The 219-nt window shown below is 46.1% G+C and carries 1 protein-coding gene; it reads right to left on the bottom strand.

What is annotated here, in order from left to right; all coding sequences use genetic code 11:
- Window positions 1-30: 30 nt before the first annotated feature.
- A partial coding sequence (locus tag QCD69_RS22740) for a class I SAM-dependent methyltransferase family protein (protein WP_301253597.1) occupies window positions 31-219 on the bottom strand: 189 nt, incomplete at its 5' end.

The following is a 219-nucleotide window of genomic DNA, read 5'->3' as shown; positions in this document are numbered from 1 at the left end:
AGGCTGCATTTGTTCTTCATTAGCGGCGACTCAACCATGCTGCTTTCTCACTTCCAGTGAGTCGTTGAAAATACCAAATTCATCAATCGAGTGATGACATTTCTCGAAGCCCGCCTGTTCCACCAGCGTATCGATTTCTTTTTGACTACGCACACGCATCATCCACGGAATGCCGTTCTGATGTCTGGTTAAGCTATAAGCGATGGTTTTTAACTGCGG

It is taken from the genome of Erwinia sp. PsM31, from assembly GCF_030433775.1.
Classification (GTDB): domain Bacteria; phylum Pseudomonadota; class Gammaproteobacteria; order Enterobacterales; family Enterobacteriaceae; genus Erwinia; species Erwinia aeris.
This window is presented reverse-complemented; position numbering and strand designations above follow the sequence as displayed.